This is a genomic window from Pseudomonas sp. Soil_N_39, from assembly GCF_057655955.1.
The window spans coordinates 1-1,217 of sequence record NZ_JBDGLI010000044.1 but is presented as its reverse complement, the minus strand read 5'-3'; the positions used below and the strand labels follow the sequence as shown (position 1 = coordinate 1,217).

At 57.6% G+C, this 1,217-nt stretch carries 1 protein-coding gene; it reads right to left on the bottom strand.

Annotation, left to right across the window (positions count from 1 at the left end; all coding sequences use genetic code 11):
• The coding region (locus AC3A5O_RS28745) for an IS4 family transposase (protein ID WP_487754016.1) at window positions 1-1,107 on the bottom strand (1,107 nt) is incomplete at its 3' end.
• Between the last annotated feature and the right edge of the window lie 110 nt (window positions 1,108-1,217).

The window sequence follows — 1,217 nt, the reverse complement described above, 5'->3', positions numbered from 1 at the left end:
ACATTCCGAGGGCAGCGCAATTTGCAGGCCTTCATAACCACTCCGGACCTGAACCGCCAAGTGATAGGTTGAGGCTTCCCAGCCGTCAGGCTGGGAAGCCTGATGGGCTTGCTCGACGCTTCGTTTGAGTACGGCCAGGACGTTGTAGGCCAACACCGCAGTAGCGAACCCGAGCAACGCAGCCTTTGGGCTACCAAGGGTTTCGATTTCACTCTCCAGGATTGTTTCCAGTCGCTGGAACATGCCTTCAATGCTCCAGCGGCGGCGATAGAGTTCCGCGATCTGCTGCGCGCTGACGCTTTCAGGCAGGTTGCTCCAGAACATCAAGCTGCTGTCACCCGAGTCTGTTGGCGAATGAAGCGTCAGTTCGACACGCCGACACTGATAACCGCCTCTGACCTGAATGATCTGCTCACGCACAGTGCCCGCGTCCACAGGCACGGGTTCTTGCCAATGCCCCTCTTGAATCAAGCGTGGATGCTTGGCTTGTTGACGAATGACAAAGGAGGTTTTGACCTGTTCGCAAGCCTCCATGACCGGGAGCGTGCAATAGAGTCGATCAGCCAGCCACACCTGGCCCGGCTCGGCATCCGCCAAGAGAGGCAGCACGCAAACACGCTCGCTTGCGTAGGCATCTTCACATGCCTGCAGGTCGATGACTTGATCCAGGTCGGGGTCGTAGACAACCACCGAAAACCCGGGCCGAGCGGCGCCGCGCTCGTGGCGTAAAGCCCCCAGTCGTTTCTCAGTGGATGCCAAGTGATTACCGTCCACCACCCGAACCTGCCAACCCGGCAACATCGTCGTGCAACCCAACTCCTTGATGGTTGGAGCCAGGCGCTGCGCACAGCCCGTGACCAGGGCGCGCAACAAAGCTGGCTCGGTACGACTGATCTTGTCGTAGAGGGCCGCCAGGCTGACAGGAAGATCTTCCAGTTGCCGCGCCGCGGCGTGCAGGGATGGCTTCAAACCCAATGAAACAAGGGACATCAGCTTGATGATGGTCGAGAACAGTAGCTCACGAGAATACTGCCGTTGCCGATGTTCTTCGAAAACCTGATCGACCCACTCAGGAGCAATAGCGTGCTCCAGCGCCAATTTGGCCATAACGCTGGCAGGTGCTTTTTTCTCGAAACGCTCCAGAACATCGGCCCACATCGTTCGGGTATCCCTGATAGAAACTTCAGGGGATTTTACCTAAGACCTTGAAAGGGATG